The organism is Parasphingorhabdus sp. (assembly GCF_039977335.1).
In the GTDB taxonomy this organism is placed as follows: domain Bacteria; phylum Pseudomonadota; class Alphaproteobacteria; order Sphingomonadales; family Sphingomonadaceae; genus Parasphingorhabdus.
The window spans coordinates 1,638,338-1,663,833 of record NZ_JBDWDI010000004.1; the positions used below are offsets into that span (position 1 = coordinate 1,638,338).

At 54.3% G+C, this 25,496-nt stretch carries 22 protein-coding genes; 10 read left to right on the top strand and 12 right to left on the bottom strand.

Going from position 1 to position 25,496, the window contains the following annotated elements:
• Positions 1–4: 4 nt before the first annotated feature.
• Complete coding sequence (locus ABJM21_RS15260; RefSeq protein WP_348300850.1) at positions 5–1,942, top strand: beta-galactosidase; 1,938 nt, start codon at positions 5–7, stop codon at positions 1,940–1,942.
• On the opposite strand, the gene ABJM21_RS15265 is transcribed toward ABJM21_RS15260, so the two are convergent.
• Both ABJM21_RS15265 and ABJM21_RS15270 read right to left on the bottom strand, forming a co-directional pair.
• Positions 1,939–4,029 (bottom strand): bifunctional (p)ppGpp synthetase/guanosine-3',5'-bis(diphosphate) 3'-pyrophosphohydrolase, encoded by a 2,091-nt coding sequence (locus ABJM21_RS15265; protein WP_348300851.1) that lies wholly within the window; start codon positions 4,027–4,029, stop codon positions 1,939–1,941. The two genes, ABJM21_RS15260 and ABJM21_RS15265, sit on opposite strands and share 4 nt — an antisense overlap.
• Positions 4,030–4,188: 159 nt before the next feature.
• Positions 4,189–4,557, bottom strand: a complete 369-nt coding sequence (locus ABJM21_RS15270; protein WP_348300852.1) for a hypothetical protein — start codon at positions 4,555–4,557, stop codon at positions 4,189–4,191.
• A gap of 171 nt (positions 4,558–4,728) precedes the next feature.
• Between ABJM21_RS15270 and ABJM21_RS15275 the strand changes: the two genes are divergently transcribed.
• Positions 4,729–5,277 carry a helix-turn-helix domain-containing protein gene (locus ABJM21_RS15275; protein ID WP_348300853.1) on the top strand — a complete coding sequence of 183 codons (549 nt, stop codon included), beginning with the start codon at positions 4,729–4,731 and terminating at the stop codon, positions 5,275–5,277.
• Between the two features lie 51 nt (positions 5,278–5,328).
• Here the strand turns inward: ABJM21_RS15275 and ABJM21_RS15280 are convergent, their stop codons facing one another.
• The 7 genes from ABJM21_RS15280 to ABJM21_RS15310 form a co-directional block, all read right to left on the bottom strand.
• The gene (locus ABJM21_RS15280; RefSeq protein ID WP_348300854.1) at positions 5,329–6,579 is read right to left on the bottom strand and encodes a DUF3526 domain-containing protein; all 1,251 of its coding nucleotides are present in this window, start codon (positions 6,577–6,579) and stop codon (positions 5,329–5,331) included.
• Complete coding sequence (locus ABJM21_RS15285; RefSeq protein ID WP_348382174.1) at positions 6,579–8,009, bottom strand: DUF3526 domain-containing protein; 1,431 nt, start codon at positions 8,007–8,009, stop codon at positions 6,579–6,581. Before ABJM21_RS15285 ends, ABJM21_RS15280 begins: the two co-directional genes overlap by 1 nt.
• A gap of 2 nt (positions 8,010–8,011) precedes the next feature.
• Positions 8,012–8,731: an ABC transporter ATP-binding protein gene (locus tag ABJM21_RS15290; protein WP_348300856.1), complete on the bottom strand. Its 720-nt coding sequence runs from the start codon at positions 8,729–8,731 to the stop codon at positions 8,012–8,014.
• A 98-nt stretch (positions 8,732–8,829) separates the two neighbouring features.
• Positions 8,830–9,990 carry a heparan-alpha-glucosaminide N-acetyltransferase domain-containing protein gene (locus tag ABJM21_RS15295; RefSeq protein WP_348300857.1) on the bottom strand — a complete coding sequence of 387 codons (1,161 nt, stop codon included), beginning with the start codon at positions 9,988–9,990 and terminating at the stop codon, positions 8,830–8,832.
• Between the two features lie 46 nt (positions 9,991–10,036).
• Positions 10,037–12,217 (bottom strand): TonB-dependent siderophore receptor, encoded by a 2,181-nt coding sequence (locus tag ABJM21_RS15300; RefSeq protein WP_348300858.1) that lies wholly within the window; start codon positions 12,215–12,217, stop codon positions 10,037–10,039.
• Positions 12,218–12,775: 558 nt separating this feature from the next.
• Entirely contained in the window at positions 12,776–13,540 is a 765-nt protein-coding gene (locus ABJM21_RS15305; protein WP_348300859.1) for an SDR family oxidoreductase, read from the bottom strand.
• Between the two features lie 119 nt (positions 13,541–13,659).
• On the bottom strand, positions 13,660–15,876 hold the full coding sequence (locus tag ABJM21_RS15310; protein ID WP_348300860.1) for a molybdopterin-dependent oxidoreductase: 2,217 nt from the start codon (positions 15,874–15,876) through the stop codon (positions 13,660–13,662).
• 142 nt (positions 15,877–16,018) lie between these two features.
• Between ABJM21_RS15310 and ABJM21_RS15315 the strand changes: the two genes are divergently transcribed.
• The 7 genes from ABJM21_RS15315 to ABJM21_RS15345 all read left to right on the top strand — a co-directional run bounded on the left by ABJM21_RS15315 (position 16,019) and on the right by ABJM21_RS15345 (position 22,233).
• Positions 16,019–17,233 carry an acyl-CoA dehydrogenase family protein gene (locus ABJM21_RS15315; RefSeq protein WP_348300861.1) on the top strand — a complete coding sequence of 405 codons (1,215 nt, stop codon included), beginning with the start codon at positions 16,019–16,021 and terminating at the stop codon, positions 17,231–17,233.
• Between the two features lie 16 nt (positions 17,234–17,249).
• On the top strand, positions 17,250–18,374 hold the full coding sequence (locus ABJM21_RS15320) for an acyl-CoA dehydrogenase family protein (RefSeq protein ID WP_348300862.1): 1,125 nt from the start codon (positions 17,250–17,252) through the stop codon (positions 18,372–18,374).
• A 20-nt stretch (positions 18,375–18,394) separates the two neighbouring features.
• A complete protein-coding gene (locus ABJM21_RS15325) occupies positions 18,395–19,153 on the top strand; it encodes a crotonase/enoyl-CoA hydratase family protein (RefSeq protein WP_348300863.1) in 759 nt (252 codons plus the stop codon).
• 2 nt (positions 19,154–19,155) lie between these two features.
• A complete protein-coding gene (locus ABJM21_RS15330) occupies positions 19,156–19,554 on the top strand; it encodes a RidA family protein (protein ID WP_348300864.1) in 399 nt (132 codons plus the stop codon).
• Positions 19,547–20,515, top strand: a complete 969-nt coding sequence (locus tag ABJM21_RS15335) for an alpha/beta hydrolase (RefSeq protein ID WP_348300865.1) — start codon at positions 19,547–19,549, stop codon at positions 20,513–20,515. The genes ABJM21_RS15330 and ABJM21_RS15335 overlap by 8 nt, the downstream gene beginning before the upstream one ends.
• 19 nt (positions 20,516–20,534) lie before the next feature.
• Positions 20,535–21,482, top strand: a complete 948-nt coding sequence (locus ABJM21_RS15340) for a carbon-nitrogen hydrolase family protein (RefSeq protein WP_348300866.1) — start codon at positions 20,535–20,537, stop codon at positions 21,480–21,482.
• A gap of 76 nt (positions 21,483–21,558) precedes the next feature.
• Complete coding sequence (locus tag ABJM21_RS15345) at positions 21,559–22,233, top strand: DUF899 domain-containing protein (protein WP_348300867.1); 675 nt, start codon at positions 21,559–21,561, stop codon at positions 22,231–22,233.
• 8 nt (positions 22,234–22,241) lie between these two features.
• Here ABJM21_RS15345 and ABJM21_RS15350 read toward each other — a convergent pair whose 3' ends face one another.
• Positions 22,242–23,051 carry a CPBP family intramembrane glutamic endopeptidase gene (locus ABJM21_RS15350; RefSeq protein ID WP_348300868.1) on the bottom strand — a complete coding sequence of 270 codons (810 nt, stop codon included), beginning with the start codon at positions 23,049–23,051 and terminating at the stop codon, positions 22,242–22,244.
• A gap of 218 nt (positions 23,052–23,269) precedes the next feature.
• On the opposite strand from ABJM21_RS15350, the gene ABJM21_RS15355 reads away from it, so the two are divergent.
• Positions 23,270–23,668, top strand: a complete 399-nt coding sequence (locus ABJM21_RS15355) for an RcnB family protein (protein WP_348300869.1) — start codon at positions 23,270–23,272, stop codon at positions 23,666–23,668.
• Between the two features lie 53 nt (positions 23,669–23,721).
• Here ABJM21_RS15355 and ABJM21_RS15360 read toward each other — a convergent pair whose 3' ends face one another.
• Together ABJM21_RS15360 and ABJM21_RS15365 are read right to left on the bottom strand one after the other, a co-directional pair.
• On the bottom strand, positions 23,722–24,507 hold the full coding sequence (locus tag ABJM21_RS15360; protein WP_348300870.1) for an SDR family oxidoreductase: 786 nt from the start codon (positions 24,505–24,507) through the stop codon (positions 23,722–23,724).
• Positions 24,508–24,509: 2 nt separating this feature from the next.
• Complete coding sequence (locus ABJM21_RS15365) at positions 24,510–25,487, bottom strand: nitronate monooxygenase family protein (RefSeq protein WP_348300871.1); 978 nt, start codon at positions 25,485–25,487, stop codon at positions 24,510–24,512.
• Positions 25,488–25,496 lie beyond the last annotated feature (9 nt).

Here is a 25,496-nt window from a genome sequence, read left to right on the forward strand (position 1 = left end):
CCAAATGATGAAACTGGGATGCTGCTATTATCCGGAACATTGGCCGGAGGACATCTGGACCGAAGATGCGAAGCGCATGGTGGAAATGGGGCTATCACAGGTGCGCATCGGTGAATTTGCATGGAGCCGTCTCGAGCCGACTGCGGGTCATTATCAGTGGGAATGGCTGGACCGGGCGATCAAGACGCTCGGTGATGCAGGTTTGGAAATCATTCTCGGCACACCGACGGCGACGCCGCCCAAATGGCTGGTCGACAGCATGCCGGATATGGTGGCCGTTGATGCACAGGGCAATCCGCGTAAATTCGGATCGCGCCGTCATTATTGCTTTTCCCATCAGCCCTATCGTGAACAATGCGCGCGGATCGTCGAGGCGATGGCGGAGCGCTATGGTGACAATCCCGCCATTGTCGCATGGCAAACCGATAATGAATATGGCTGTCACGATACGATTGTAAGCTATTCCGAGGCCGCAAAGCTGGCCTTTCGCCGGTGGCTGACCGACAAATATGACAATGTCGATGCGCTGAACACCGCATGGGGCAATGTCTTCTGGAGCATGGAATATCGCAGCTTTGATGAAGTGGAGCCGCCCAATCTGACGGTGACCGAGCCCAATCCCGCCCATGTGCTCGACTATCGCCGCTTTGCCTCGGACGAGGTTGTTACTTTCAACAAGTTGCAGGTGGATATATTGCGCGCGCGGTCGCCGGGGCGGGACATGATCCACAATTATATGGGGTTCTTCACCGAATTTGATCATCATGATGTGGGCAGGGATCTCGATGTCGCCAGTTGGGACAGCTATCCGCTCGGCTTTCTCGAACAATTCTGGTTCAGCGATGAGGAAAAGCTGCGCTATACGCGCCAAGGCCATCCCGATATCGCGGCCTTTCATCACGATCTGTATCGCGGATGCTGCGCTGGCGGCCGTTGGAGCGTGATGGAGCAGCAGCCGGGACCGGTAAACTGGGCGCGCTATAATCCGGCGCCGCTGGATGGCATGGTCCGGCTGTGGACACTGGAGGCCATGGCGCATGGGGCGGAGCTGGTGTCCTATTTCCGCTGGCGGCAAGCACCGTTTGCGCAGGAACAGATGCATGCCGGCTTGCTCCGTCCCGATAGCGAAGTGGCGCCCGGCGGTCATGAGGCGGCTTTGGCGGCTGCTGATATCCAGCAGCTAGGGCAAATTGGCGAGACAGCGAAATCGGTCGCTTTGCTATTCTCTTACGAAGCCGCTTGGTTGTTCGAGGCCCAGCCGCAAGGACAGAGCTTCCGCTATCTCGAGCTCGTTTTTGAAATGTACAGCGCGCTGCGGCAGCTTGGTTTGAATGTTGATATCGTGTCGCCGGATGCTACGCTCGATGACTATAAGATGCTCGTGGTGCCGAGCCTGCCGATACTCAGCGCGTCGCTGGTGGACAGGATCGAACAGCTGGGCGTCCCAACACTGTTCGGGCCGCGCACCGGCAGCAAGACCATGGACTTTGCAATCGAAGCGGGCTTGCCGCCCGGCCCGCTGCAGCGCTTGCTGCCTTTGAAAGTTTCGCGAGTGGAAAGCTTGCGCCCCGGTCTGACGGAGAAGGGCGCGGACTATGATGTGACGCGCTGGATCGAAACTGTCGAGACAGATTTGCCCAGCGACGAAGTGGTCGCGGATGGCCGCGGGGTCGTCTTCTCCAACGGTACGGTCCGCTATCTGGCAAGCTGGCCACCCGCACCACTTATAAAGCGCGTTTTTGCAGACATGACCAAGGAAGCCGGCATCGATATATTGCATCTGCCGCGCGATCTGCGCGTCCGGCAGCTTGGCGATGTGCATTTTGCGTTTAATTACGGCACCGAGGAGCTCGACCTCACTGACCATATAAAGGGCGACACGCTCGTGCTCGGTGATGCTGTGATTAAGAGTGCCGGTGTGGCTGCATGGAAGGCGGACTAAAGACGCTCGGCCTGCGCAATCGCTTCCGATGCCCGGAGCGCCGATAATATCCGCATCAGGTGGTGGACATTATGCACTTCCAAATCCACCTCAAACGTGTGGAAAGGCGCATCGCGATTGGTCATGCGCAGCCGCAGGATATTCGCATTGTGAAAACCGAAAATCCCGGCCATCTCGGCCAGCGTTCCCGGTTTGTTATGCAGCACAACCATGAGCCGCGCCGCTGCGCCATCAGTTTCCATGCCCCAGCTGAGATCGACCCAATCGGCATCAACCCCATCAGCCAGCTTCAGGCAATCAATCGCATGCACCTCGACATTCGCCCCGCTGCGGCGCAGGCCGACAATGCGGTCGCCGGGCACCGGATGGCAACATTCTGCGAGATCAAAGGCAACACCAGGCGTTAGCCCCTTGATAGAGATCGCGCGGTCCTGTTCCGGCCATTCGCGGTCGTCATCATTGTCATTAACGCTGCCGGGCATGAGCGCTTCCATGACTTCGCGGTCGCTAAGCTCACGCGTGCCGATGGCGATCATCAGCTCGTCATCATCTTCCAGATCGAGCCGTTTGAGCGCTGCCTTCAGGGCCTTCTTCCCGATCTTACCGGGCAGGCGTTCGACAATCTCGTCGTAAAGCTTGGTGCCAATTTCGACAATCTCGTCGCGTTCCTTGTGCCGCACGAACCGGCGGATCGCGGCGCGCGCTTTGCCGGTAATGACAAAGGACAACCAACCCGGCTGCGGTTCCTGACCATCGGATTTCAGGATTTCCACGACATCGCCATTATTCAGCTGCGTCCGCAAAGGCACATGACGGCCATTGACCTTCGCCCCCACCGCCTGATTGCCGAGGTCAGTATGCACCGCATAGGCAAAATCGACCGTCGTTGACCCCTTGGGCATCTGCAGCAAAGTGCCCTTGGGCGTGAAGGAAAATATCCGGTCCTGATACATGGCGAGTTTGGTATTTTCGAGCAGCTCTTCAGCATCCTCGGCATGGTCGAGAATTTCGATGAGATCGCGAATCCAGCCCGCTTGCCCATCGGGCCCGCCACCTTGTTTATAGGCCCAGTGCGCCGCCAGCCCATATTCATTGTCGCGGTGCATGCGTTCCGACCGGATTTGTATTTCCACGCGCATATTATTGCCGTGCATGATCGTGGTATGCAGCGACTGATAGCCATTGCGTTTAGGCGTCGAGATATAATCCTTGAATCGCCCCGGCACTGTTTTCCATTTTTGATGCAAGATGCCCAGCGCCCGGTAACATTCCGCGCTGTTATCGGTAATCACCCGAAACGCCATGATATCGGTTAGCTGTTCAAAGCTGACATGGCGTTCCTGCATCTTGCGCCAGATCGAATAGGGATGTTTCTCGCGCCCGCTAACCTCTGCCGCCAATCCGCCAGCGGCCAGCGCCTTTTCCAGCGATCGGGCAATTTTATGAACCTGCCCGTCATCGCCTTCCTTGATCGTCTGCAACCGGCCAGTGATCGTTTCATAGGCTTCCGGCTCGAGATGGCTGAACGCAAGCAGCTGCATCTCGCGCATATATTCATACATGCCGATCCGCTCAGCCAGCGGCGCATAAATATCCATCGTCTCATGGGCGATGCGCCTTCGTTTTTCTTCGCTTTTGATGAAATGCAACGTGCGCATATTGTGGAGCCGGTCGGCCAGCTTGACGAGCAGCACCCGGATATCATCCGACATGGCGAGAAGGAATTTGCGCAAATTCTCCGCCGCGCGCTCATTGTCGGTCTGCGCCTCGATCTTCGACAATTTGGTCACGCCATCAACGAGCCGGGCAATATCGCCCCCGAACAGCTTTTCAATTTCTTCGGTCGTGGTCAGCGTGTCTTCGACCGTATCGTGCAGCAGCGCAGTGACAATGGTCTGTTGATCAAGCTTGAGGTCGGTCATCAGCCCGGCCACCTCGATCGGGTGACTGAAATAGGGATCGCCGCTGGCGCGTTTCTGGCTGCCATGTTTCTGCACAGAGAACACATAGGCGCGGTTGATCAGATCCTCATCCGCCTCCGGGTCATAGCTGCGCACCCGCTCTACAAGTTCATATTGTCGTAACACAGCTGCAAACTGTCTGGCTTTCACCGCAGGAGCAACAAAAAAATAGCGTTGAAGACAATGCCTTCGAGGGTGGAAGGCAATGCTTCAACGCTTAAGTAAGACCGGCCGAGCCATTTGCATGGCCGTCACGGGATTGAGTGGCCGGTCGTGAAGGTGTATTTATTTGCGGTTCGCTACCCGTTGCTTGCCACCATTTTTATCTCCGTTGCACTTGGCCAGAGCCTCGGCATCAACGGCTTCACCTTTATAGGTAAAAGACGCCAATGGGCCGACTTTACGGGACAGTTTGGCGCAGACAGTCTTGAACGACGAGCCACTTTTGGCTCCTTTGCATTCGGTTCCAGCACAGTGCATCACCGTACCTCTGATGATGTGACGCGAAGCTTCAACCGGCTGTTGCAGCTCGGCGGTATAGGCAACCGTCTTGCTGCGCGCGTTCGCCGCGCTGGCGGAAAAGATAAGCGTGGTGGTGAGAATGGCGACAAACAGCATGGCTATGTGGCGCAATGGGCTTTGGGAGATAAGCATTTCAAATTCCTTTCTAATGATCCGAACCCTTGTTGTGCGCCGTTATCCTGGGGAGAAAAATCGGCTTGCAATTTAGGTTGCGAATCAGTACTTATATAAAAAGGTTTTAAGTTGCAACTAAAAACTTATATTTTTTTTTGGGTTTATCAAAAACTGGTCTAGGGTTGGGATATGGACAAATTGACAGAAAATCTTGCAGAGCTCGGAACCGGGTGCAGCCTGCCCATCTCTCTAGAGGTGATTGGCGAGCGCTGGTGTTTCATGATCTTGCGCGCCTCGTTTAATGGTGTGCGCCATTTTGAAGATTTTCTCAGCGAAATCGGCATTGCTCGGAATATATTGGCCAACCGGCTGACCCGGCTCGTTGAAGCCGGCATCATGTCCCGCCGCCCCTGCGATCATGACAAACGCAAAGTCGAATATCGCCTCACAGACAAGGGCACAGACTTATTGGCCGTCATTGTGGCCATTCGCCAATGGGGCGAAAAATGGGAAACCGGCACCCCGTCCAATCCGGTACTGGCCGATGCCAAGGACCGTCAACCGATTAGCCGGATCACATTACGCGCGCATGATGACAGGGTTTTAGGCCTTGATGACCTGTGCTGGATTGACGAAACGGAACTCAAGAACCACGCCTCCGACCACAGTGGATCGGCAGACCGCGGCGATATGATTGTCCGCCATCTCAAGGAAATTGGCGAGCCATCGGCGGCCTGAGCGCAAGTTTTCGGCGCAAGGCTGAATGGCAATATCACGACAACAATACTCCTAGGGTGTTGGGACGTAGGCGGGTAAGCCTTTCAACACGTCCCGATCAAACGGCTCATCCCGAAAGAGATATGGATAGTGGAACGCTCGCAATTGCTTGTGAAAATCGCGCACGGAATCTTCATAGGCAATCATCGAGGCTGCATCAGTCCCTGCAAGCTTCTCAAACGATCGCTCAACAAATGAAGTCGGTGAGAGAAAAGCGATCAATCCGGCCTCACGATCGCGTACGAGGCGGGCTGAGCGATATTGCTCGACCAAAGGCGCCGCTTTTTGATCGCCAACTTGCTGGAATGCATAATACCATTTCCATTCAAACGCTGTCTCAAAGGTAGCATGATCGCTCCATTCAGGATGCTCTTTGAGGAATGGGGTCATCGTTGCTTCCTTGGGCAAGTCCCAGGCATCGTTCACTGTTTCCCGCTGAAGCAGCAGAATTTCGCCACCATTGGGCAATGGCTGACGGGCTTCGATTGCCGCTTTTGAAAGCGCTGGAACAACGATCGCCAAAGCCAGCCAAAAGCCAATCAACGAGGTGAGCAGAACAGAAGGCGAGGCGTTGATCCGGCTCACCAGTTCAACAATCAACCACCAGATTAGGAGCGCGCCGACAAGAATTACCGTGGCTTTAGAAACAATATCTGGCGATGTTCCTACTATTATCGATGCCCCCCATAAAGGGGTTAACAGCAACGCCGACAATGCGACTACCCGAACGAGTGCCCTCGGCAACCACAACTGCACAGGTGACCCGGCTGTTGCCACTAGCAAGTCATGACGCCTGGCACTGCGTTCAGCTGCACGAAGGTCATAAAGCAAGAGGATAAGAAGCAGCGGTGCGACCGATGCAGCAAGGAATGCGAAATCGAACCGTCCGATCAACCCGAAATCAGCATTTCTGGTGTCAGCTTCATGAATCTGACCTTCGAGTGCCAGCATCCGCACGCGATGCTTCCAAGGACTGCTATCACGCTGGCCCATGGCAGCAAACGCAAAATCAGAAGGCGGAGCATGGGTAAGGTGGAACGCATAGTAAGCTGCGCCACCCCAATCTTCTTGCCCTTTCAGCGCGTTGGCGCGATCGGCTGCATCTTCCTCGATCAGCGTGGCAATGGTTTCTTGCTGATCGCGGACTTCTGCAACACCGAAGGAAACAGCGATAACGGAAAGAAAAAATGCCAACGCCAACCAGAATAGCGCGCCGCTATCTTTGGCTAGAAATCGAACTTCGCGGATAAGATTGCCAACCATCACAGACGCACCTTTCGAGCTGCGAGGAACACTATGCCGCTAGATACCAGTAACCACGCGAACAGCACGCCCAGCGAGAGCGTAGCGCGGCTGATCCGCTCGCTGGCGGTGTCAGGCGCAAAGCGAAACGCATCAAGCACTTGCCAAGCTTGCGAATTTACGGTTGCGCGTCGCGAGGCCTCAGCATCAGCGTTGCGGTTCATATCGTCGGCATAACTGAGCTCATTAACGTGGACGTCGTTGAGCGATTGGACAAAATTAAAACGCAGTTTCTCACTTTCGCGCAAAAACCTATGATGAGTCGCAAGGTCAGTTCCGGCGAAGGTGCGCGATAGCGACCCGATGGCAATTGTGGGCGACGCCAGGCCGAACAGATCGAATATTCGCGACTGGCTCGCCTCAAGGCTCATGCGGTTTTCCGCGTAGCTGTTGAGTAATTTGGTTAACTCCGCCTCGGAATAGGACGCGACAACGCCACGCCAATTAATTGGCAGCTCTTCAATAGTCTCAACGTCATATTGCTCCAGCACCTCGGCTTGAAGCCGCTGAAATGCCGGGTCCGCCGCATTGTGCCCGTCTCCCAGCTTGCGCTGCTCGGCGAGCATCACGAGGTCGCTTTCAATTTTACCGGGCGCATCGATTGCAGCGCTACTGGCATTGATCGCGAAGCGCGGCACGATCAGAGCGGCGAACAACCAAACGAATATGAGCACACCCAATGAGACAGCACGCTGTTTGAGAATGATCGAGGCGGCGAGGACGATGGCGCCCCACACGCAGAGATACATGAAGTAACCACCAACCATTGAGAACGCACCAAGCCCGCTTTCACCGAGGCTCACCGAATAGGTCGCGACTAAGATTAGCGGAATCATGAAGATAAGGATGACCGCAAGCAAAGCGGTTGCCTTGCCCATTGCCAGCGTCACACCAGATTGTCCCTGTGCCAAAATCACGGCTAGAGTCCCGCTCTCACGCTCTCGCAAGAAGAGCGCATGGCCGAGTACGATTAAGAGGAGCGGCAAGAGCAATTGGTAAAGGCTGGCTGGCGTCAGCGCCGCAAACCCGCCAAGGTCAGCAGCCGCCTTGGTATCGGCGAACATTGCAGTGTTTTGGCGGTGTCCTTCGAGGAAGATAGACTGACCAGTGACCGCATCTACACCCGGCTCAAACGCAGCAAGCGGCGGTGGTGGCCGAAAAGCATAATGGCCGTAATGGACCATGCGATGTGGGTGGCGATCCGGTTGGGCAAAAAAGGTCTTTTCCGCTTCAACCTGCTGGGCGAGCCGCTGCGATTGCTCGTCCGCGACCCGGTTGATTGTGAGCACACTGGTCACGGCAAGCAATGTTACAACGATCAATGCAGCGACTACGATTACTTTCGAACGCAGCCAGAGCCGCCATTCTTCTTTGGCTATTCTGATTATCATACTCATGCTGCTTCTCGCTCCGCGAAAGCTGCGTGTACCGTCTCGGTATCAATGCGCTTTCCGTTCTCGGCGGAAAAACTACCAACTAACTGGCCGCGCCTGAGCAATCCAATCCGGTCCGCTACCTGACACGCACCATAAACATCATGCGTAACCATAAGAATTGTCTGACCAGCGCTGGCCAGGTTCTTAACCAGATCATGAAACTCATCAATCGCCACTGGATCAAGACCGGAGGTCGGCTCATCGAGCAGCAAAATCGGCGTCTCGCGCAACAGAGCAAGCGCAATCGCTGTCTTTTGCCGCATCCCCTTGGAGTAGGATTGCAAGCGCCGGGACCGGGCTTCATCGGGAAGCGCGACCCGGTCCAGCGCTTGATCATAGTCAGTCTTGTTCGCTGATTTGCCGGCTAGATCAAGAAAGTAATCCAGATTCTCGTAAGCGGTCAAATGCCCGTAAAGCGAAGCTGCTTCTGGTAGATAGGCGATGGCAGAACGCGCAGTGACAACATCGCTAGTGACGCTTGTACCATTGACGAGAATGTCTCCACTCGCAGGTTGGATAAAACCAAGAAATGCAAGCAATGTACTAGATTTTCCAGCGCCATTGCCACCAAGCAGAGCAAATATTTCACCCTTGGCGACCGCAAACGAAACGCCGTCTAAGACGGTATTCCCTTCACGATTTAGCGATAGGGATCGGGTTTCAAGTGGGGAGGTCATAATATTGTTTTCCATTACTCAAAGATAGAAACTGGCTAATATACAAACTGGGAATAGGGCTTGGTTGGCGGGCGCAACCTGTATGTAGTGAGAACACATCAGAAATAACTCAACCAAGCTTTGTTGCGTTTCTCTCGATGCTTATAGGCAGCGAAAACCTTGGCGATCGGGTAATGCACCGCGATCAACAATACCGTGCCGACCCAGATCATTCCAACGTTATCGAGCCCAAATCGTTCCCCATGCGTTGCACCAAAGACAGCGTATAAGATCCAATAGGCCGCCAACAACACATAGAGATGTAGAATATAAACGAACATCGGGATCGAGCCGAATGTCTGCATCAATTTTAGTGCAGGATTTTGTTTCTGTATTGAATCGATCCAGACCATCAACAGAAAACCGATACCCAAAGTTAGCAGTATGTAATCCAGAGAAGGCGGATATTTGGTGAAATTGATGAAAGACATAACCGTCTCGATCACATTTTCCTGAACAGACCAGGGCAGTGTTTCACCATAGATATTAAACCCGCGTAGAAACAGCAGCAGTGCCAGACATATTACCCCGATTGTGATCAGCGCATTGCGCCGCGTAACAGCGTTGGTCGAGCGCGCATATAGTGGCCCGGCAAAATAGCCGAGTAGGATAACGCCAAACCATGGCAGGCTGGGATAGGATAGATCGATAGTTAGAGGGCCGATCTGCGTCAGATTACCTCCATCATGCAAAATGGCCCACGGAATATAAGCCCAGTGACCGGGTTCGAAATCCAGTGGCGTCAGGAAGTTATGTCCCAGCACAATCAGGAAGCCCAAAACCCCAATCACCCAATAGTTGAAGCGGCAGGCAACCGACAGCGCGATCATGCAAAGGCCGATCGCCCAAAGCACTTGCAGAAACAGAAAGGTAGGATAGCTATCCGCCCACACAAGATAGTATAATACAATCTCGATCAGAAGGATTACGACGCCGCGCTTAAACAGAAACATCGAGGGTGAGCGATATTCGCCGTCTTTTTGATGCGCATAAAGCCAGGCAGATGTCCCGGCCAAGAATATGAATATCGGCGCGCATAAATGCGTCAACATTCGTGTAAAAAAGAGGTCCGGCTCGATCGTGTCCGCTATCGGATCACCCGTGCGCACGTGCATATAGAAACGCTCCCGCACATGATCGAGCATCATCAGGATGATCACCAGCCCGCGCATGATATCGATCGAAGCGATACGAGAGGGTGCTGGTTTCAATGAAGTCATGTTCGATTACTCGTCTGATAGGACAATGGAGCCGGACCTTATTTTCCTAAAACTTGAACCGAGCAGAAACGCGCACCGTTCTTGGAGCGCCTGGCTGTACCCAGACATTCGCGAAGGAGTTTGTGTAAAAGGTCTCGTCGAACAGATTATCGATGTCGACCCGCAACGCCAAGTTTTCGATCGGCTCGATCTGACCGAATAGACGGACTGTGGTGTAGTCCGGCAGATCGAAATCACCGCCCACTTCGCCGTTTCGTTCCCCTACATGAATCACCCCTCCGCCAATTTGTGCGGCAATGTCAGCGACTGTAAAGCTTTGGGACATTTGCAAGCTTAGCTTATGATCGGGCGAGTTGATCAGTGGCTCGCCTGGCTCGAAGGTGGTAAAAGTTCCAGAGTCCGTCCCGCTATTGGTGTATTCCGCATCCGTGTAGGCGTAGGAAAACCAGATACGGAAACCACTGTCGAAGCTCACATTGGCATCCAGTTCCAGTCCGCGGCTGCGCGCCTCGCCAGCAGGGATCAGCTCGCCAGCTGCTTGCGGACGGGGGTCAAAGATGAGAATGTTGCTTTGGTCGACGTCGAAGATGGTCGCGGTGGCCGAACCTTGCACGCCGGGAAATATCCCGCCAAAATCAAGCTTGATACCAGCCTCGAACGAGGTCGACTTATTCGGGTCGAACGATGTTCCCTCAAAATCAGCGCCTGAGAGTTGGCGAATGCCTTCCCCGTAGGACGCGTATAGGCTGATGCTGTCAGTTGCGCGAAAAACGATGCCCGCTTGCGGCGAGAACGCATTGTTGGACGACGTGCTCGCAACCGCAGGAACACTGCGCCGGTTGATCAGCTCTTGATCGAAGTCGTCGAACCGGCCGCCAACGCGTATCTGAAGCGTTTCGGTCAAATCGATCTGGTTCTGGATGTAGAAACCCAGACCGCTTGTCTTTTCAAGTCGATCGATTTGCGCAGCTGCATCGGGCCGCGGATAAAGGCCGTACTGGGGATTATCGACATCGATCAACAAATAGGTCACTGGATCGAGCGAGCTGCTTGGCGCGCCGCCGATACCAGCTTGGCGGAAACGATTGGCTACCTGATCATTATCAAACTCATCATAATCCACTCCGAAGATCACACGATGGCGAATGCTACCCGTGTTGAACTCACCGGTTACTTCGGCGCGTAGAGCCAGATATTCCGCTTCATAATCTCGAAACCGGAAAAAACGCGAAATGGTTTCGCCATCAACCAGGTAAGGCTGGCGACTGCCGAAATTGTTCTCATACGCATCTCCGAAGAGCGATGTCTCCCGGTATCCTGCGCCAATAAGAATACCCCAATTTTCACCGAAGTCGTGCTGAAGTTCTAACTGATGCCCCAGAACCTCAAGGTCGACGAGCGCATCAGGTTCGCCTGTGAACAGCCTGCGCGGCGAGAAGCCGAACTGATCGGAAAAGATGACACCGCGGTCCTGCGGCACCTTCTGTTCGGTATATTCCAGCTCATAGGTAGCTACAGTATTCTCACCGAGCTTCACGGTAATCGACGGATATAGGCCATAACGCTCGGTCTCGACCGTTCTACGGAAGCTTCCTGCATCTTCGTAAAAGCCGACAAGCCGCACGCCAACATTGTCACCCAGCGTAGTTTGAAGATCGACATCGCCGCGATAGAAATCAAACGACCCGGCCTGAAACCCGATCTCGCCCGACGTTTCAAACCGTGGCCGCTTGGTAACAAGATTGATCGTACCACCGGGTTCACCCCGTCCAAAAAGAGCCGAGCGCGGCCCTTTCAATATTTCAACGGATTCGATTCCCGCCAGATCACGCGGGCCGCCAAAGCCGCGTCCTGCGTTAAAGCCATTGACCAGAAACCCGCTTGGCAGATTGATGTCGCCAGAGAAACCGCGAACCGAAAAAGAGTTCCAGAGGCCGCCGAAATTATTCTGCTGCGCAACAGATGCCGACAAATCAAGAGCATCATTCAAGTCCAGCGCGCCGGAATTGCGAAGCAATTCCTGATCGATTATCTGATCAGCCTGAGGAGTCTCCAGTACATCAAAATCACCGCGATAAGCCTGCCGTGTGCCTGTCACGATAATAGCACTTTCATCCTCCGCAGAACTATCCCCAGTTTCATTATTCCCTGATTGTGCAAAAGCTGTGTTAGCGATGCACAATGCCGCGCTGCCCATAAGCAACCGAGCGGTATTTTTTATTTTCATTATATGTATTCCTGTAAATCAGATAAAATGCTCACCCGGACTATTCAGACCGGGTGGCAGTATTTTTCGGAAGCATCAGGCTATCCGTGTCATATGACTCCATGACATGCGGATAAGTCACCTGATTTCAGGAATAGGGAGGGGCCCGCGCTTTTCCCTTAAGCGCGAAGATGGCCGGCTGTCTTTTGACGACTAGTGCTGTCCATGATTCTGGAGCAACATTCGGCGGCATCACTGCTGGCGTTGGCAGATCAAAGTCGTCGCTTTGACTGCCTTGAACGCAAATTGCACAAGAGGCTTCCGGCGCTTCATCCAGATTTTCATTATGGGCATGCCCAGCCGTCATGATTTGCACGAGCAAAAACACGCCACAGACTATTGGCAACCAAATAGCTGCCAAAAGATTACGCTGAGTAAGTCGCAGAGTCCGGACCATAAAATGTAACTATATTACATAAATTAAATTAGCAACAGGTGAGTGGTTAGATCCTTGGTCGGGCTATATTGGCTGAGATTGACCATTCTTCAAAGTGTCCGCTTTCGGGATTTGGCGATCGCTCAAGGCGTCCCCGCAATTCTGATACACTGCCCGGTCACCCACTCCGAAGCCGGCGCGCACAGGTAAAGCGTTAGCGCGCCGATATCTTGTGGTGTTCCCAAACGTCCGGCGGGCAGGCCTAGCGTGTCTTCGAAACCGATAAAATCCTCGTCCGTCATGCTCAGCGCTTTTTTCACCGTTTCCGTCGGAACAAAGCCCGGCAGGATCGCGTTTACCCGGGTCTTGGGTCCGAGTTCGTGGGCGAGGGTTTTGGTCAGCATCAGCACGCCGGCCTTGGCCGCGCTGTAGTGGCCGCTGCCGGGGAAGGGGTCTTGTCCGGCCATGGAGCTGGTGTTGACGATCCGGCTGCCTTCGCCAAAATGCTTGCAGGCGGCGCGCACGCCGTGGAAGACCGAGGTCAGGTTGACCGCCATGGTCTTGTCCCATTCCGCTTCATCCAGATCGGTCAGCGGGGCAGAGACCAGCGAACCGCCGGCATTATTGACCCAGATATCGAGCTTGCCAAACTCATCGACCGCGCGCTGGGCGAGCGCGTCCATCTGTTCTGCGCTGGTGACATCGGTGACTTGAGCAATCGCGCGGCCGCCCGTATTGCTCGCGTTGATTTCATCTGCGACGGATTGGATCTCGCCCATACTGCGAGAGGCGCACACTATATTGCACCCCGCATCGGCTAGCGTCTTGGCCATGCCTTCACCAATGCCGCGTCCGGCGCCTGTGATAACGGCCACTTCGCCGGTAAGGTCGAAAAGAGGATTGGTCATGTCTGTTCCTTTATGCGTCATCCCAGCACAAGCTGGGATCTCCTCAAGACAAGGCACCACCCTCGAAGAGATCCCAGCTTGCGCTGGGATGACGAACTCCTCTGGATGATCCCGAGAGATTATTCCGCTGCTTCGAGCACCTCCTGCTTCGCCCGCACGCGGATGGGGATGCTGCTCATCAGCGGGATGCCGGTGCGCTTGTCAAAATCGCGGTCATTATAGGATAATCGGCCGGTATTGCCGCCTGCGCCCAAGGGATCTTCTTTCTCATCCGGATTGGTGCCCCAGCTATGCGGGAGCGAAACACAGCCCGGCTTGACCGTCTTATCCGCCTTGGCCACGCAGCTGATGAAGGCGCGCGCGGATTCCACCTCGACCGGTTGATCTTCGGTGAGGCCGAGCGCGTCCATATCTTCCGGATTCATAAACGCGGGATGATGTGGCACGCGTTTGCGTTGCACCGGATCTTCATGCCAATTGCTGTTATGGATTTCGGTCATCCGCCGCCCAATCATCCGCATCGGGAAAGCGTCTTCTTCAACCGGCTGGCCAAGGCGCTCGGCATAGCCTGCCAGTTCTTCCATCATCGCGCTATTGCCAACCGACAGTTTGCCTTCCCAGTCGGCGGGCTTGGGTTGGACCATCAACGCCTGTGCGTCCACGATTTTGCCCTTGTGCGCGTCCGGGTCCGCATAGACATCGGCCACTGGAACCGGCGATCCGTTAAGCGCAGCACTCCACGCGGTAATCGGGTCAGGTGTTTCGCTGGGTTCAAAGGTCGTGGCTTTTTCCTCACGCTCTTCGAGATGCGACACCAAGGCAAAGCTTTTGATTTTCAGCGGCTTGCCCATTTCGCTGGCGAGCGCGTGAATAAACTCATATTCCTCGCACAGGTCTGATCCTTCTGGCGATTCCATGATTGGCAGGCTGGCTTGCGCATAGTTATTTTCGAAACCCCATCCGGCACCAAAGCCGCCATAAAGTTCTGGAGCCGCAGTATTACCGTGGACTTCATAGTGGAGTTTTGGCGAGATGACATAGTCGGCCAGTTCGGCCGTCTTCGACATGCGCGGATCTAGACAGACGAGCAGATCAAGGGCCTTCATCGCCTCAAATGTCTTGAGCTGGTCCGGCCATGCGAGCATTGGATTGCCGCCAAGGCAGATCAGTGCTTTCACCTGCTTGTCACCTGGCGTCAGGATTTCGTCGGGCAGCGCAGCTGTCGGCATGCCGGAAATGCTCTGTTCCAGATTGCGGCTATGCAGTTTGCGGCCAAAGCCCCATGCTTGCATTGGCCCGGGGGAAGCAGCAACCGGCGGTGCGGGTTTCATAAATACCCCGCTGCGCCGGTTAATATCGCCCTCGCGCAGCCAGTGTCCCATGATCGAGGTCAGCGACAGGTTCAGATATTCGGTGATATTGCCGCCGCCCGCCATATTGGGGCCGGTGCCGACGCTGATACTGCCTTTTTTCCAGCCGCCATACATGCGTGCAGCCTGCACAATTTCTTCGGCTGTCACATCGGCGCGCTCGGCGGCCAGAGCAGGGTCAAATGGGGCGACGGCTTTTTTCAAGGCCTCGAAACCATCTACATCGTTGGCGACGAATTGTTCGTCATAGAGCTTTTCTTCAATCACCACTTTGGCAATCGCGCCGAGGATGATCGGGTCTTCTCCGGGGCGACATTGCAGGTGCAAATCAGCCTGTTTCGCGCTGTCGGTCTTGCGCGGATCGATAACGATCAGCTGCATGCCGCGCTTCTTGGCGTCATGGAGTTTTTTGGCAGGGTTCATGCCAAGGCCGCCATTCATCGACACAACCGGATTGGTACCGACCAGCATCAGGCCATCCCAGTCGCCAACGCGGGGGGCTCCTGCCAGCCACGGACCGACCAACGCGCGGGCAATGCCTTTGCCCGGCTGGTCAATCGTGACGCTGTCATAGACAGAGGTCGAACCAATGGCATCCATCAGCGCCAGCATGAACGCATGACCGTTGAGATTATTGTAGCCGAAGGTGCCGACATAAGACGCGACGCTATCGGGACCATGTTCGTCGACTATGGCTTCGATGCGCTGGGCAATTTCCTTGGCGGCAGTGCGCCAGTTAACGGTTTCTTTCTGGCCGTGCTTCATGCCCTTGTAACTGGTCAGCAGACGGGTATCGAAACTGTGATAATTGGCCAGTTGCCGCCCCTTGATGCAGCTATAGCCTTCAAATTCCGGGTTATTCTTGTCGCCGTGGGTTTTGACCGGCACGCCATCTTCAAAATCGACAATCAGGCCGCAATGGGCGTGGCAGGCCCGGCACATCACATGTTTCTGTTCACTTGCCATTGTCGCTCTCCTGACTGATATTTCAGACCATTGCTTTTTCAAATTTAATCGTTCAATTAATAGCAATTGATTCCCAATTTAGGGCAAGGCAGCGGACGCTGCCACTGACCCTATTGATAAGATATTTCAGGAGCGAAGCGCCATGGCCGAAAAGCCCGATGCAGCAGAATTAAAGGACTATACCCAAGCCGCCGATGCGTGGTTCAAAGAAAACACGGTCCGCGATCCGGGCTTCATGTTACCACTGACCTTCATGGAAGTGAGCACCGATCAACAATTTGATTTCCTGCGCGAATGGCAGCGCAAAGTCTATGAAGCGGGCTATCTCGGCGCGGCATGGCCGAAAGAATATGGCGGCGGCGGTCTCCATACCGATTTCCAGCGCGCGGCGACCCGGGCGATGAAAAAATATGACGCGCCGATCATGCTCAATGCGATCGGCAATGGTTGGGCCGGGCCGCTCATCCTTGATCTTGGTTCCGAGGAGCAGAAGCAGACGTATATCAAGGGCATGCTCAATGCCGAGGATATCTGGTGTCAGGGTTTTTCCGAGCCGGAGCATGGCAGTGACTTGGGCAACGCGCAGTTGAAAGCCGTAAAAGAGGGCGATGAATATGTCCTCAACGGATCGAAAATCTGGACCTCGCTGGGTGACCGGGCGAAATATATGATCCTATTGGCGCGCACCGATTTTGAGGCGGAGAATAAATATAAGGGCCTTAGCTTCTTCCTCAATCCGATGAAGGTTGACGGGATCAGCACAAGCCGGATTAAGAAGCTCACCGGCGAATATGGCTTTGTCCAAACCTTCTTCACCGACGCGCGCATTTCGGCTGACTGCCTGTTTGGCGGTGAGGGCAATGGCTGGTCGATGGCGATGAAGACGCTGGAATATGAGCGCGGTGCGAAGGTGAAACCGGTCGGCGGTTATTTCGTCAAGGAACTGGACGTCATGCAGATTGTCGAGTTGGCGAAAAATTCGGTGCGGAACGGGAAGCCGCTACTCGATGATCCAGTGATGCGCGACAAGATGACACAATATATGATCGATATTCAGGCGCTCAATCTCAACAATACCCGCCGCCGGATGCCGCAGCTGATGCAGGACAAGCCCATGGGATTGCCGCTGATGAACAAGCTGGCGCGGACCGAGTTGATCCGCGAGCTGACCGAATTTTCACTGGGCTTTCAGGGGACCAAGGCGGGCTATTATGTCGGTGATGAAAATGCGGTCGATGACGGCTATTGGCACCGCAGCTATCTCAACAGCTTCTCGGCGACAATCGGTGGCGGGACGTCAGAGATTCAGCGCAATATAGTCGCCGAGCATGCGCTTGGCCTGCCTAAGACACGATAGATCAGGACCGATAAAAATGGATAATTTAGGCGAAATCGGCACGACCGAAGAGCAAATTGAATTGATGGATGTCGCGACAAACTTCTGCCGCGACAAGTCACCTATGGACAAGGTTCGGGCACTGATCGAGGACGATCTGGGCTATGATCCACAGGTCTGGAAAGAAATTGGCGAACTGGGTTGGCTGGCAATCGCAATTCCCGAGAAACATGATGGAGTCGGCCTATCCATGGCCGAAGTGGTCCCGATTGCCGAGCAAATGGGCCGCAACCTTATGAATACGCCTTTCGGCTCTACAACAATCGCGGCACAGGCTTTGCTCACTGGCGGTAACGAAGCGCAGCAGGCGGCATGGCTTCCTAAAATTGCAGCAGGTGGTGCGGCCACGATGGCGCTTTCCGAAGATGGTGGTGACTGGGACCTGAGCAATATTACCTGTTCGGGTAAGCAAGATGGCGATAACGTGGTCCTGTCTGGCAAGAAGCAACTGGTGCGTTGGGCCGATAGCGCGGAACTGATCATCGCTTCGATAAAAGTGGACGCTGATGTCCGTTTTGCTGTGATCGAACGATCTGCTGTGCCGGAAGGTGCACTGCGGCGAGAGTCGATTATTGACGAGACGGCACGTAGCTTTGAACTGACTCTGGACGGTGTGACGATCCCAGCAGATGCTCTATTCGATGCTGGTCGGACGCGCGAAACCATCGAGAAGGTTGAGCTTGCAGCAGGCCTGATCCACGCCGCCGAAATGTGTGGCGGGTCTCAGGCAGTGATTGATTACACGCTTGAATATCTGAAAACGCGCAAGCAATTCGACAAGATTATCGGTAGCTTTCAGGCGCTGAAACATCCCACCGTGGACAATTATGTCGAATATGAAAAAGCCCGGACCCATCTCTATAGCGCCGCCCATAGCTGGGGAGAGCAGGGTCGCGGCGAAGTGGCGGTTCGCATGGCTGCGGCGCAGGCGCATAGCAGTTACAGCCGTGCGGCTGATCGCTCGATTCAATTTCATGGCGGCTTCGGCTTCACCCATGATTGCGACGCCCAATTGCACAGGCGTAAAGCCATTTTCGACGGCGCACTCATAGGTGACGCTGCTTATCAACGGTCGAAACTGGCCGGCTTGCTATTCGATTAGGATTTAAAGGAGAGATTAATATGTCAGAAGTGCTCACGGATATTCAGGACGGTTTCATCATCGTCACCATCAACCGGCCAGATGCGAAGAACGCGATGACCAAGGCAGCGGCGGAAGGCATCAGAGCTGCCATGGAGCAGCTCGATAACGATAACAGCCTCAACGCCGGGATTATCACTGGCGCGGGCGGTACATTCTGCTCCGGCATGGATCTGAAAGGCTTTTTGCGCGGGGAAACACCGTCAGTGAAAGGCTATGGCTTTGGCGGTATTACGGAAAAGGGTCCGGAGAAACCGATTATCGCAGCGGTCGAAGGCTATGCGTTGGCAGGTGGTCTGGAACTGGCTCTGGCTTGTGATCTTTGTGTTGCCAATAGCAACGCGAAATTCGGTATTCCTGAAGTGAAGCGCTCACTCGTCGCAGCAGCCGGCGGGGTGATTAAGCTTCAGCAATTGGTTGGCAAACGCATTGCGATGGAGATGGCATTGACCGGCGACTTCTTCTCGGCCCAGCGTGCTTATGATGTTGGTTTTGTAAACCGCCTAACCGATGGCCCTGCTCTTGACGCGGCGATTGAATTGGCCGCAACTGTCGCTGCCAACGGCCCGCTAGCGCTGAAAGCGACCAAGAAAATCATCAACGAAAGCTATGATTGGACTAGCGAAGAAGCCTGGAAGAAGCAGGCGGAAATTACCGGCCCGGTATTTACCTCCAAAGATGCGCAGGAAGGATCGCTGGCCTTCGCTCAGAAACGCAAACCCGACTGGAAAGGCGAATAACCATGGCTGATATTGAGCGGATCAACCCGGACACGCTGCCGGATGCGGGAGCGATGGGCTATTCGCAGGTCACGACTTGTACGCCAGGGAAGATGATTTTCATCTCCGGTCAGGTGGCATGGACACCCGGCGGTGATCCGCCGCCTGCAACCATTGGAGAGCAGGCTGCACTGGCCGCTGATAATCTTGGCAAAGCGCTGGCTTCGGCCGGTGCCGGACCTGAGAATATCGTGTCTGCGCGCGCTTTCATTGTTGATTATACCGAAGAAAAGGGTGCAGAGGCATTCGCGCCCATCATGGCTTTTCTGGGTGGCAATCAAGTGGCGTTCACCGCCATTGGTTGCTCGGCCTTAGCCGGCCCCGGTTTGATGATCGAGATTGAGGCGATTGCGGTTGTCTGATTCCATTACGACAGGCAGCACTGACATTGTTGAACTTTGGTCTACCGATCAAGACCTGCCACACTGGTTTACTGAAGCACTGGACGTGCCTCGTGAAGAAGCTTTTGTGGAGGTCGGTGGGCATAAGGTCCATTATTTCCGCTGGGGCAAACGCGGCAATCCGCCGCTGCTGCTGACGCACGGCTTTCTTGCCCATGCCCGTTGTTTTGCATTTATCGCCCCGTTTCTGGCCGAGGATTACGACATTATCGTCTATGATCTGGCCGGTATGGGCGAAAGTGAAATAGGCGCCGAATTTGAAGGGGCGCAGCGCGCCGAAGACATGGTGGCGCTTGCCGATGCGCTGGATCTTTTTTCCGGTCCGGTGAAACCGAAAATCATCGCGCATAGCTTTGGCTCCGGTGTGGCGCTGACCGCAATGGAATTGGCAGGCGATAGATTTGGCGGTCTGATCATCTGTGATCTTATGATCATGCGGCCAGAAAAGCTTGCGGCCCATTTCAAGGGTGGTGGTGGGCCTCCGGGGTCTGGCAAGTCTGATCGGCCAACCAATATCTATCCCGACTATGAGACGGCCCGCGGACGCTTTGTCCTGGCTCCGCCACAGGATGTGCAAACGCCTTTTCTGCTGGAATATATGGCTTATCACAGCATGCGCCGGGTTGAGGGCGGCTGGACCTGGAAGTTCAATCCAAAAGTGTTCCATCGTAGTGAAAATGATCAAGCCAAATGGATGCAGGCGCCGCAACGGATAGTCGATTTGCCGCACCGACTGGCGATCATCTATGGCGAGAATAGCAGGCTATTCGATGGCGATAGTACCGCCTATTTGCGCGAGTTGGGAGGCGCGCATATTCCGATGATCGCAGTGCCCAAGGCAGAACATCATCTGATGCTCGACCAACCGCTTGCATTTGTGACAGCGCTGCGCTCTGTTCTGGCTTTATGGGACGTTCCATAAGCGAGAAAGAGGTTAGGTCGTGAGCAGCAAATCCAAAACGCGTATCGTTTCAGTGGTTCAGGCCGGATCCGATCCATTCGATACACCGGCTACCCTGAGCAAATTTTCTGACCTGCTGTCAGACGCTAAGGCTGCGAAGAGCAATCTCGCCGTTTTCCCGGAAGCCTTCGTTGGCGGCTATCCCAAAGGCGTGGATTTTGGGGTTCGGGTAGGATCGCGCGATGAAGCCGGACGGGAATTATTCCGGCTCTATTCGGACAATGCCATCATATTGGGTTCATCCGAATTTGATGCATTGAGCGAGGCAGCCGCGGCCAATGATCTTGCCGTGGTGGTGGGTGCCATCGAGCGGAAAGGCGCAACGCTCTATTGCTCGACTTTCAGTTTCGAACGGGATGGATCGCTGCTGGGCGTGCACCGCAAGCTGGTTCCCACCGCGATGGAAAGACTGATCTGGGGCCAAGGCGATGGCAGCGACTTACCTGTAATGGACAGCAGCGCCGGGCGGCTGGTTAGCGCGATCTGCTGGGAAAATTACATGCCGTTGTTGCGCAGCTATTATTATGATGCCCAGCCCGATTTCTACTGTGTCTCGACCGTAGATGATCGTCCGGTCTGGCTGCCAACCATGCAAACCATCGCCCTGGAAAGTCGAGCCTTTGTGCTTTCTGCCTGCCAATATTTGGAGCGCGGTATGATTGGGTTGAACAGCGATCAATTTGATGCGGTTCAAGGCAATGACTCTGATACGGTTCTGATCAAAGGCGGTAGCTGTATTATTGCCCCGTCTGGTGAAGTTGTCGCTGGACCGGTGTTTGGCGAAGCGACATTGCTAACTGCTGAAATTGACTTGAACGACCGGATGCGGGGCAAATTCGATATGGATGTCGCAGGCCATTATGCGCGGCCCGATGTGTTTGAGCTGCGCGCGAACATAGAGAAGCAGAAGAACATTCGGAAGGATTGAACGACCCTGAATCGCCTGGCTCGTCCAGATGTGCTACTATTGATTTCTCAACAGGATCATGAATTGGGAGGATCAAATGGGAGGGCACGCGCAACCGGATATTGTCACACAGGAAAATTGGGAGGCCGCTATCGAAAAGCTGCGCGTCAAAGAAAAAGAACTGACGCGGTCGCATGATGCTCTCAATGCAATGCGACGACAATTGCCGATGGTGAAGGTCGAGAAAAGCTACGCGTTTGAGAGTGAAAATGGCAAGGTCAGCTTGCTGGATCTGTTTGATGATCGAAAACAGCTCATTGTCTATCATTTCATGTTTGCGCCAGATGCCGAAGCCGGTTGCCCTGGCTGCTCATGGGTGACGGATGCAATGTCCCATCCGGCCCATTTGCACGCACGGGATACATCTATCGTGCTGGTCTCGCGGGCGCCTTTGGAAAAGCTGATGCAATACAAACAGCGAATGGGTTGGGACCTGCCATGGGTGTCTTCTTTCGGCAGCGATTTCAACTATGACTTTAACGCCACCAATGACGACGGTGAGAATCATGTCGCCAGTGTTTTTCTGCGCAACGGGGAAGACATTTACCGCACCTATTATACAGATCAGCGCGGTGTCGAGCATTTGGGCAGCCACTGGACTTGGCTCGATCTCACACCTTATGGCCGTCAGGAGCCTTGGGAAGTCGCACCCGAAGGCTGGCCCAAGGGGGAGATGTTCTGGGACAAGCGGCATGATGAATATGGGTCGTGAGATGGCTGTCAGCCTGGCTCACGGGCGGATATTATTCGCTTCTGGCCCAATCGTAACAAATATAGTCCCGGAACGGTTGCAACACAGAATATAATTATTATCGCTGCAAGATATCCTGACACATCACCGGCGCTGTCGGGTATTTCGGGGCCGAAGAAATTATCGAGGTCGCCCATGGCATTGATAAAACTGTGGATCGCAATCGTTGGCCAGATAGATTTCGTATAGACAGCGATACCCGCAAATCCGATACCCAGAAGGGTCGCATAAATCACTTGCGGCAAAACATCTCCGACGGGTGCATTTTGCAAATTGGATAAATGGGCGACGCCGAAGATCAAAGCCTGCGCGAACGCCGCCAGAAAGATGGCATTTTCCCGCTCCTGCCAACAACGATAGAGAAAATAGAAGCAAAAGCCCCGCAACAATATTTCTTCAAACAGCCCGGTGGAAACGCTGTTGTAAATCCATCCGGTTACACGAACGCCATCAAAGGTAAGCGCATTCCAGTCGACAGATAACAAGTTGATCAGTCCAATCAATCCCATCGGCACAACCGCGAACGGCCAGTTTCGGGGCCAATTACGGATAGTATTGGTTAGTCCGGTCGCGTCAAATAGTTCAAATCGTTTCAGCAATGCGATGACAGCGATACAGAGCAGTATTTGCAAGCTGCTGTGCACCATGTCTTCGGCAAAACGAGATGAGAGTGGGTAAAGACCAGCGAGTTTGAACAGCGATATGCTGCCAACCACGAGCAGGATCGGTAGAAGCAAAGGATAGCGCTGCGGCTGGAAGGTATTGGAAATAATTTTCATTTCGAGATGCTATTGTTCAAACCCTTTTAATAAGCTGGTATTTCGACCAATAGCATCTCTGCTTCGATCAGTCCTGTTAAGCTGATTATCAAATGAACAGACCCTTCTCCTCGCGACAATTTGATACAATAAACCTGAAATCTGACGAATCTTTGCGACACGCTTTCGTCATAACTATTTCTGACGCCGCAGTTGGCGCCGCGTAAAAAGAGGAGTTTATGATGAAAAAGATTCTGATGATATTGGCTGCATCAACAATGGTCGTGTCACCAATGATAACCGCCCAGGCTGAGGCCGCAACCCATAAGACGGTCAAGAAAACGGTCACAAACAAGGAAGGCAAGCGCGTTGTTACCAAGACAGTTACGGTCAAAGACAAAGCTGTCAGGAAGAACGTTAGAACCCGCCAAGTTGTGAGCCAGAAGCGCTGGACCAAGGGTCAAAGCTTTGATCGCCGCCATGCCGTCAATTATCGGGTTATCAGCAACCCCCGCGCCTATCGTTTAGCAACCGCTCCGCGCGGTTATCGCTGGGTTCGGTCCGGCAATGATGCTGTTCTTGTTGGCATCACAAGTGGAATCGTCGGAGCCGTAATCGGCAATGCTATATCGCGCTAATGGCAAATACGATCAGATAAAAACAGAAGCCCCTTGGCTCGGTCCCGGGGGCTTCATGCGTTTTTGATCGTAAGGCCGCCGTCAACCGGAATGATCGCGCCGGTTAGAAAACTCGCTGATGGCAACACGCAGGACAAAGTCATGTGCGCAACCTCTTCCGGGATGGCATAGCGGCGCAGCGGCACACGGCGTTTGGCGTAGATGGTTTTATGCTCTTCTGAAATCGCATCGGTGATACCGGTGCGGATCGGTCCGGGACAGATGCAATTGACGGTGATGCCCTCGCGGCCGAGGTCAACTGCCAAGCCTTTCGTCAGGCCGATCACACCATGTTTGGCGGCGACATAAGGGCTGTTGCCCGGCGATGCACCCAAGCCTTCGGTTGATGCGATATTGACGATTCTTGGATGGTCGGCCTCTCTCAGATACGGCAAGGCGGCGCGGATCATCCGCTGATGCGCTGCCAGCATGACCGACAGGGTCGGTTCCCAACTGTCTTCATAGCTTTCTTCGGCAACATCGGCCGGAATAGCAAAGCCAGCATTGTTGACGAGAATATCGATGCCGCCAAAGGCTTGGGCAATATCGGCGACAACCGCTTTGATGATGTCAGGGTTGCTGACATCCAGAGACCAAGCCTCTGCTGAGCCTTCGTAACCGGCTGCCGCTATTTCTTCGACAACGGCGTCGCACCGCCCCTGATCGAGATCGGTAACGGCAACCATCGCGCCCTCCGACGCAAAGAGATGCGCCGTGGCACGGCCCATACCGCTAGCCGCTCCAGTGACAATGGCTTTCTTGCCAGCGATGGACCGGCTCAGCGGTTGATAGGGTTCCATGATTAGGCTGCCAAAAAGCCTTCTAGACGTCCGCGAATAATCGCATCTGCTTCGGTCATGATGCCGTCGATCAATTCCTTACAGGTTGGAATATCATTGATCAGGCCTGCGACCATGCCGCAGCTCCACGCGCCCGCATCCATGGTGCCTTCCAACATGATCTGCGGATAGACACCGGCAACCTGTTCGATAACATCGGTAAATTGCAGGTCTGCGCCTTTTTCCTTTTCAATCTCCAGAAGCTTTTCGACCGCCGCATTGGTCAGCACGCGCTCGGTATTGCGCAGTGGGCGCATGACGAGGCGGGTGTCGAGTTCGCTGGCCGCGACGATGGCGTCTTTCACATTCTGGTGGACCGGTGCTTCTTTGGTCGCGATGAAGCGTGTCCCCATGTTCATGCCTTCGGCACCCATGGCGAGAGAAGCGACAAGTGACCGAGCGTCTGCCTGACCGCCAGAGCTGACAAAGGGAATGTCCAATTCATCGGCGGCGCGGGGCAGCAGGATCATGTTCGGAATATCATCTTCGCCGGGGTGGCCACCGCACTCGAAACCATCAACGGAAACCGCATCACAGCCAATGCTCTGTGCTTTCAATGCATGGCGCACCGCGGTGCATTTGTGGATGACCTTGACGCCTGCTTCTTTGAGGGCCGGGAGATATTGCGCCGGATTGTTGCCCGCGGTTTCCACTGCCTTGATGTCATTGTCGATAATCGCTTTGATATAGCCGGGATAATCGGGCGTGTTGACGATTGGCAGGAAGGTAAGGTTCACGCCAATTGGTTTGTCGGTCAGCGCTTTGGCTTTCTTGATCTCCTTGTCGAGATCTTCCGGTGTTTTCTGGGTCAGGCCGGTAATGATGCCGAGGCCACCTGCTTCGGAAACCGCTGCCGCGAGTTCGGCAAATCCCACATAGTGCATCCCGCCCTGAATGATCGGATGTTCGATGCCGAAAAGCTCTGTGATGCGTGTTTTCATGGGATTTGG